This window comes from Aquabacterium sp. (assembly GCF_004297345.1).
Classification (GTDB): Bacteria; Pseudomonadota; Gammaproteobacteria; order Burkholderiales; family Burkholderiaceae_C; genus Aquabacterium.
In genome coordinates, this window is record NZ_SCTN01000394.1 from 1 (window position 1) to 7,188 (window position 7,188).

General features: G+C 62.3%; 9 protein-coding genes. 5 read left to right on the forward strand and 4 right to left on the reverse strand.

The window, feature by feature from the left end:
• Positions 1-7: 7 nt before the first annotated feature.
• From motB to EPO09_RS15125, 3 genes are read left to right on the forward strand one after another with little or no spacing between them, the layout of a single operon-like run.
• A complete protein-coding gene (gene motB / locus EPO09_RS15115) occupies positions 8-967 on the forward strand; it encodes a flagellar motor protein MotB (protein ID WP_290644156.1) in 960 nt (319 codons plus the stop codon).
• Positions 968-1,025: 58 nt separating this feature from the next.
• A complete protein-coding gene (gene cheY / locus EPO09_RS15120; protein WP_290644157.1) occupies positions 1,026-1,424 on the forward strand; it encodes a chemotaxis response regulator CheY in 399 nt (132 codons plus the stop codon).
• Between the two features lie 14 nt (positions 1,425-1,438).
• Entirely contained in the window at positions 1,439-2,113 is a 675-nt protein-coding gene (locus tag EPO09_RS15125; protein WP_290644158.1) for a protein phosphatase CheZ, read from the forward strand.
• A 32-nt stretch (positions 2,114-2,145) separates the two neighbouring features.
• On the opposite strand, the gene EPO09_RS15130 is transcribed toward EPO09_RS15125, so the two are convergent.
• Both EPO09_RS15130 and EPO09_RS15135 read right to left on the reverse strand, forming a co-directional pair.
• A complete protein-coding gene (locus EPO09_RS15130; RefSeq protein WP_290644159.1) occupies positions 2,146-2,922 on the reverse strand; it encodes a LytTR family DNA-binding domain-containing protein in 777 nt (258 codons plus the stop codon).
• Positions 2,919-4,079: a sensor histidine kinase gene (locus EPO09_RS15135; protein ID WP_290644160.1), complete on the reverse strand. Its 1,161-nt coding sequence runs from the start codon at positions 4,077-4,079 to the stop codon at positions 2,919-2,921. Before EPO09_RS15135 ends, EPO09_RS15130 begins: the two co-directional genes overlap by 4 nt.
• Before the next feature lie 71 nt (positions 4,080-4,150).
• On the opposite strand from EPO09_RS15135, the gene argH reads away from it, so the two are divergent.
• The gene (argH, locus tag EPO09_RS15140) at positions 4,151-5,566 is read left to right on the forward strand and encodes an argininosuccinate lyase (protein ID WP_290644161.1); all 1,416 of its coding nucleotides are present in this window, start codon (positions 4,151-4,153) and stop codon (positions 5,564-5,566) included.
• 85 nt (positions 5,567-5,651) lie between these two features.
• Here argH and EPO09_RS15145 read toward each other — a convergent pair whose 3' ends face one another.
• Positions 5,652-6,047: a GtrA family protein gene (locus EPO09_RS15145; RefSeq protein WP_290644162.1), complete on the reverse strand. Its 396-nt coding sequence runs from the start codon at positions 6,045-6,047 to the stop codon at positions 5,652-5,654.
• Positions 6,048-6,182: 135 nt separating this feature from the next.
• On the opposite strand from EPO09_RS15145, the gene EPO09_RS15150 reads away from it, so the two are divergent.
• Positions 6,183-6,692 (forward strand): hemerythrin domain-containing protein, encoded by a 510-nt coding sequence (locus tag EPO09_RS15150; protein ID WP_290644163.1) that lies wholly within the window; start codon positions 6,183-6,185, stop codon positions 6,690-6,692.
• Positions 6,693-6,822: 130 nt separating this feature from the next.
• Here EPO09_RS15150 and EPO09_RS15155 read toward each other — a convergent pair.
• The coding region (locus tag EPO09_RS15155; RefSeq protein ID WP_290644164.1) for a transketolase C-terminal domain-containing protein at positions 6,823-7,188 on the reverse strand (366 nt) is incomplete at its 5' end.

Sequence of the window (7,188 nt, forward strand, 5' to 3'; positions counted from 1 at the left end):
GTAAGCCATGGCCGGAGATTCGAAGAAGATCCAACCGATCATCATCAAGCGCATCAAGAAGGGTGGCCATGCCGCTCACGGTGGTGCGTGGAAGATCGCTTATGCCGACTTCGTGACCGCCATGATGGCCTTCTTCCTGCTGATGTGGCTGTTGGGCTCCACCACAGAAGGTGACAAGAAGGGCATTGCCGATTACTTCAACTCGCCGCTCAAGGTCGCCTTCTTTGGTGGCTCGGGGGCGGGCGATGCCAGCTCCGTGATCAAGGGCGGCGGCAACAACCTGACCGAAGCGGTCGGGCAGATGAAGAAGGGCAAATCCTCCGAGACCGCTGCTGAAAAGGCCAGAAAGAAGGCCATCCGCCAGGAACAGGCGCGAGCCGAAGCGGAGCGCCTGCGGGCCCTCAAGGCCAAAGTCGAGGAAGTGATCGCCAACGACGATCGCTTGTCCAAATACAAGACGCAGATCCGGCTGGACATCACGGCCGAGGGCCTGCGCATTCAGATCGTGGACGACCTTAATCGACCCATGTTCGACAGTGGCGCGGCAGAAGTGAACTTCTACATGCAAGACATCCTGAGATCGATCGGGCACGTTCTGCAAGGCGTGCCCAACAAGCTCACGATCGAAGGGCACACAGACGCCAAGGCCTTCAGCGCTGGCGAACGGGGCTACAGCAACTGGGAACTGTCAGCCGATCGCGCCAACGCCTCCAGACGAGAGTTGATAGCGGGGGGGCTGCCCGGCAGCAAAGTGCTGCGCGTGCAAGGCCTGGCATCGAGCGTGCCCTACGAAAAAGACGATCCCGAAAGCCCGATGAACCGGCGCATCAGCATCATCGTGATGAACCGGGAAGCCGAAGACCGCTTCTTTGACTCGGCCCGTGCGGAATCGGTTCCACCTGAGGGCGTCGATAACGGCGACGAAGAAGACACAAAACCCTCAAGGCCGGCCGGCAGTGGTCGATAAGCCTCTAGCGAGTGCGGCACAACACTGTGGACGCCGCCGATTGAAACAAGGATGAGCCATGAGCAACCCCGCAGACATGAAATTTCTCATCGTGGATGACTTCTCCACCATGCGCCGGATCGTCCGGGGCCTGCTCAAGGAGATCGGCTACAACAATGCCGAAGAGGCCGAAGATGGCGCCGCAGCGTTGAACATTCTGAAAAACACGAAATTCGACTTCGTGGTCAGCGACATCAACATGCCCAACATGAACGGCTTCGAGCTGCTCAAGGCCATCAAGGCCGATGACAGCCTCAAGCACCTGCCCGTGTTGATGGTGACAGCCGAAGCCCGCAAGGAAGACATCGTGCTGGCCGCCCAATCCGGCGCGGCGGGCTACATCGTCAAACCCTTCACCAAGGCCACCTTGGAAGAGAAGGTCCAGAAGATCATGCAGAAACTGGCCGCCACGGCCTGAACGGGAGGTTCATCATGAAAATGGACCTGCCAGACAATATGCAGATGCCCGCAGCATCGCCCGAGATCTTCCAACAACTCGGCACGCTGACCAGGCAACTGCACGACACGCTCAACATGCTGGGTGTGCTGCCTGATCTGAAGTACACGGTGGAAGACCTGCCGGATGCGCGCAGCCGCCTGACCTACATCGCCACCAAGACAGCCGATGCGGCCGAAAAGGTGCTCAATCTGGTCGACAAGGCCAAGGCCGATCAGGAACACATCGCCACGGAAACACGCCGATTGGCCGAGATGATCGTCGCCGACCCGGTCAAGGCCGTCGCCAGCGGTGCTGTGATGAACTTTGTTCAAGAGGTCGAGACCACCACGCATCGTGTGGACGGCCACCTGACCGACATCATGATGGCGCAGGACTTCCATGACCTGACCGGCCAGGTGGTGGCCAAGGTTGTGAAACTGGCCAATGATCTGGAATCGCAACTGGTCAAGCTGCTGGTTCAGGCCGCACCGCCCGAACAGGCCCAGAAGGTGGAGGCCACGCTGACGGCACACAATCAAGGCCACGCCGTGACCACAACAGAAGACGGCATCAAGCTGGAAGGCCCTGTGGTCAATGCAGAAGGCCGCTCCGACGTCGTCACCAACCAGGGCGAAGTGGACGATCTGCTGGCCAGCCTGGGTTTCTGACCCTGTGGCCTGAGTTCAGCCCGACGCGAGGCTCAGCCCTGAGCGGCCATGGCCTCGCGTACCGCCGTCACCTGACGGCGTGAGACCGACAACCACTCCATAGTCGGCACCACCTGCACCGCCCATGCTTCGCCGCCATCGGCATCATCGGCGCGTCGCTCCAATGCCTTCATGGCATGCCTGGATACCAGCGCATTGCGGTGTACGCGGATGAAGCGCTCCCCCACTTTGTGCTCCAGATCGGTCAACGAATCGGCCAACACGTGACTTTGTTCGGCCGTACGCAAGGTGACGTACTTCTGCTCGGCCTTGAAGTAGAGGATCTGCGTCAACGGGATGCGTTCCAGACGTCCACGATCCTGTACGACGAAAACCTCGTCATCGCTCAAGGTCTCTGGCGTCGCTGCATCACTTGGTCGAGCAACTGCCAGCTTGTGCACGCGATCCAGCGTGGCGTTCAGGCGCTCCAGGCGCACTGGCTTGGTCAGATAATCTGCCGCTGCCAGATCGAAGGCGCGCAGGGCGTGCTCGGCATGCGCCGTCACGAACACCACGGCAGGCGGCTGCTTGAGATCGCGCAAACGGGCCGCCAGCACCATGCCATCGAGCCCCGGCATCTGGATGTCCAACAGCAACATATCGGGGGAATGCCCTGCCTGATCCTGCTCCTGCAACCACAACAGCCCGGTCACCGATTCACCGAACTCGGCCACCAGCTCATTGGGCACGCTGGCTTGCGCCAGCAGCGACTTGATGCGCATGCGAGCCAGTGGCTCATCGTCGATCATGACAATTTTCAAGGTGCTCATAGAGAGGTCTCCTTGCGCGGCAGCGGCACCACCATGCGCACCACATACACGGGCGGCTGGCGCGTATCCCCACCGCCTTGCAGGCCGGCTTCGAACTCGGCCTCGACATCGTGCATCAACTTGAGGCGCTGGCGCACATTGCGCAAAGCAATACCGTGTCCGGCTGACGAAACGGTGGGGGTTTCAGCCGGCACGGAGTTGCTCACCGTCAACACAACCTGGCCCGACTGTGCCTTGGTCCGCACCACGATCCAGCCACCTTGAGGCGACACCTCGATGCCATGGCGCACGGCGTTCTCGACCAGTGGCTGCAGGATGAGCGCGGGCACTTCGGCACGGCCCGCTTCGTCATCCAGTTCCCAGCGCACGGTCACGCGCTCGCCAAAGCGCAACTGCTCGATGCTGAGGTAGCGCTGGGCCAGGTCGATTTCCGAACGCAAGGTCGTGCGCATGGTGGGCGACGACAAGGCCTGCCGAAACAACTCAGCCAGATCCTCCAGCACGGCCTCGGCGCGCTGCGGGTCGATCTGCACCAGCGCAATCGCCGTGTTGAGCGTGTTGAAGAGGAAATGCGGCCTGATGCGCGCCTGCAACTCCGCCAGGCGAGCCGATGCGTGTGCCGGCAATTCGCTGCGGGCCCGTTGCTTGAGCCAGGCCAGACCCACGGCGGCCACAGCCGCACCCGTCAGCATGGACGGCAGCTGCGGCCACCCCCACACCAGAGGCGTGCCCGTCATGGCCATGTCCAGCCACGACGATTGCAGTTGCCCCAAGCCACCACAAACCGCGCCCAGCAACATGGCTGCCATCCATTGCACAGCCTCGCTGGCTTTGGTCAGCGGCTTGCGCAAGGCACACGCCACCACCAGCCACAACAGGCTGCTCGGCAAGGTCTGCACGGTGGACTGAGCCCAGCGGTGCAGCCAATCCACAGGAGAGGAAGACGCAAAGGCCACACCCAATGCCACCACGAGTTGCACGCCCAGCACGACACGCAGCACCACACCCACGTGGCACACGTCGAAAGGTGACGGCGGAGCCTGACGGCCATCAGCCCCCGGCCCGAACTGGGTGGGTGAAAACTGGGTAGACAGCTCCCAGGCAGCAGCTTGTGGGGCCTGGCTGGCGCCGGAGGCCTTGGGCTCAGTAGAATCCATGGTTTGCACATTCTGCGCGAAGAGCGCGATGCTGGACCACTTTTTACGGACCACATCCAGGACCCTACCCCATGAGCACCAACCAACTCGACAAGAAGTCCCAGGCCTGGTCGGCCCTGTTTTCAGAGCCGATGAGCGAGCTGGTCAAGCGCTACACCGCCAGCGTGTTCTTCGACAAGCGCCTGTGGAAGGCCGACATCCAGGGCTCGCTGGCGCACGCCGAGATGCTCAACGCGCAAGGCTTGATCGGTGCCGATGACTGGGCGTCCATCCAGAAGGGCATGGCCCAGATCACCGCCGAGATCGAATCCGGCGCCTTCGAGTGGAAGCTCGACCTGGAAGACGTTCACCTGAACATTGAAGCCCGCCTGACCCAACTGGTGGGCGATGCCGGCAAGCGCCTGCACACGGGCCGCTCGCGCAACGACCAGGTCGCCACCGACGTGCGCCTGTGGCTGCGTGGTGAAATCGACGAAATCGGCCTGCTGCTGATCGAGCTGCAAAAAGCCCTGGTGGACGTGGCCGAGCAGAACGCCGAGACCATCCTGCCTGGCTTCACCCACCTGCAAGTGGCCCAGCCCGTGGCGTTCGGCCACCACCTGCTGGCTTACGTGGAAATGTTCGCCCGTGATGCCGAACGCATGATCGACCTGCGCAAGCGCGTGAACCGCCTGCCGCTGGGTTCGGCTGCCCTGGCCGGCACCAGCTACCCACTGGACCGCGAACGCGTCGCCAAGACCCTGGGCATGGTGGACGAGGCCGGTCGGCCAGCCGTGTGCCAGAACAGCCTGGACGGCGTGTCTGACCGCGACTTCGCCATCGAGTTTTCGGCCGCTGCGGCATTGCTGATGGTGCACGTCTCGCGCCTGAGCGAAGAGCTGATCCTGTGGATGAGCCAGTCCTTCGGCTTCATCGACCTGGCCGACCGTTTCTGCACCGGCTCGTCGATCATGCCCCAGAAGAAGAACCCCGACGTGCCCGAACTGGCGCGAGGCAAGACCGGCCGTGTGGTCGGCCACCTGATGGGCCTGATCACCTTGATGAAGGGCCAGCCCCTGGCCTATAACAAGGACAACCAGGAAGACAAGGAACCCTTGTTCGACACGGTCGATACCTTGAAGGACACGCTGCGCATCTTCGCCGAGATGGCCGCTGGCATCACCGTCAAGCCCGAAGCCATGGAGCGCGCAGCCAAGAAGGGCTACGCCACCGCTACCGACCTGGCGGACTACCTGGTCAAGAAGGGCCTGCCCTTCCGCGACGCACACGAAGTGGTAGCGCACGCTGTGAAGGACGCCATCGCCGCTGGCGTGGACCTCTCCGAGCTGCCGCTGGACAAGCTCAAGGCCTACAACCCGGCCATTGAGCAAGACGTGTACGACGTGCTCAGCCTGCGTGGCTCGCTGAACGCCCGCAACACGTTGGGTGGCACGGCGCCAGCGCAAGTGCGCGCCCAGGTGGCACGCCATCGCACTCGTCTGGCCTGATCCAGAACAGCGGCGCTTCAGCGCCCAATGACTAAGGCCGTGCGGCACATGCCCACGGCCTTTTGCTTTTGTGGCTGATGATGGCTCAGGCCTTCGTGCCTTTCATGATGCGCCGCGCAGACATGAAATTGAAGCCCATCGCCACGACACTGCCAATCGCCACACCCCATTCGGGCTGGTGGCGCACCATCTCAAACGCCTGAATGCAAGCCGCATAGGTGCCGTAATTGATCGCGCCACCCACAGCCATGGAAGACAGGTAGGTCAGGTACTCCTTGAGCACACTACCCTCCTTCGGCCCTTTGAAAGTGATGTTGCGGTTGAACAGCCAGGTGAAGGTGGCGGCAGCCAGGAAAGACAGCACACGCCCACCATAGCTGCCCAGCCACGGACGGCTCACATACAGCACGCCGATATCCACAAACAGCGCCAGGCCACCGGAGATACAGAACAGGATCAATGACCGAAAACGCTGCAACAAGGTGAACCTCATGGTGAAACGGCGGCCATCTTAGCTTGCGCAAGCCGCCAGCCCTGCGCCGCCCTTGCGCCAACTCAAAACCCCACGCTGCGCCAGACGCTACGCTCGCCCCTCATCGATTGAGGAACTCGCCCCATGTCTACGCTTGTCTGGTCTGAAGCCCTGTCCCTGTCCATGCCCGTGATGGACACCACCCACCAGGAGTTCGTGGACCTGCTGGCCAAGGTCGAGGCCTCGGACGACGCCAGCCTGCTGGCCAACTGGCAAGCACTGATCGACCACACCGACGACCACTTCGCCCGCGAAGACAAGTGGATGAAGGACACCGGCTTTGCGCCCGGCAACTGCCACAGCTCGCAACATGCCGTGGTGCTGAAGGTGCTGCGCGAAGGTGCGGACCTTGGCAAAACCGGCGACTTCGCCCCCATTCGCCAGATGGCGCACGAACTGACGATCTGGTTTCCGCATCACGCGCAGAACATGGACTTCGGCCTGGCCCTGCACCTCAAGACCATGGGCTATGACCCCGAAACGGGCGAAGTCAGCAACCCGGAGAAGCTGCCAGAGGAAGCCATCTCGGGTTGTGGCGGCAGTTGCAGCAGCAGCGACAGCGAGGCCTCTGCCGAAGCCCCTGTCGCATCCTGACACCGGCGCCAGAAGGGTACGGGACGCCCACCCTGCAAGCCCCCCATGACAAAAGCCCTCTCACGAGGGCTTTGTCTTTATTGGGACCAGAAAGGCCGCCTGGCAGACCCAAGCAAGCACTTACGGGGCATCAAGCCTGCACTGCAGCCAATCGCGTCCGGATGGACTGCTCGATGCCAGCCGCGTCCAGGCCGCACATGGACAGCAGCTTGCCTGGCTCACCGTGCTCGATGAACTGATCAGGCAAGCCCAACAGCATCAAAGGCTTGCTCAGGCCGGCCGCAGCCAAGGCCTCGGCCACGGCAGCACCAGCGCCGCCTTGCACACAGCCCTCTTCCACCGTCACCAGCAGATCGTGATCCTTGGCCAGTTGGGCCACCAGCTCGGTGTCCAGCGGCTTGATGAAGCGCATGTTGGCCACGGTGGCCCCGAGAGCCTCGCCAGCCTTCAAGGCAGGCTGCAGCAAGGTACCGAAGGCCAGGATGGCCACGCGCAG

What these genes read in the sequence shown, in the direction of transcription:
- motB (WP_290644156.1), top strand. Translation starts at nt 8, where the DNA reads ATGGCCGGAGATTCGAAGAAGATCCAACCGATCATCATCAAGCGCATC.
- cheY (WP_290644157.1), top strand. Translation starts at nt 1,026, where the DNA reads ATGAGCAACCCCGCAGACATGAAATTTCTCATCGTGGATGACTTCTCC.
- EPO09_RS15125 (WP_290644158.1), top strand. Translation starts at nt 1,439, where the DNA reads ATGAAAATGGACCTGCCAGACAATATGCAGATGCCCGCAGCATCGCCC.
- EPO09_RS15130 (WP_290644159.1), bottom strand. Translation starts at nt 2,922, where the DNA reads ATGAGCACCTTGAAAATTGTCATGATCGACGATGAGCCACTGGCTCGC.
- EPO09_RS15135 (WP_290644160.1), bottom strand. Translation starts at nt 4,079, where the DNA reads ATGGATTCTACTGAGCCCAAGGCCTCCGGCGCCAGCCAGGCCCCACAA.
- argH (WP_290644161.1), top strand. Translation starts at nt 4,151, where the DNA reads ATGAGCACCAACCAACTCGACAAGAAGTCCCAGGCCTGGTCGGCCCTG.
- EPO09_RS15150 (WP_290644163.1), top strand. Translation starts at nt 6,183, where the DNA reads ATGTCTACGCTTGTCTGGTCTGAAGCCCTGTCCCTGTCCATGCCCGTG.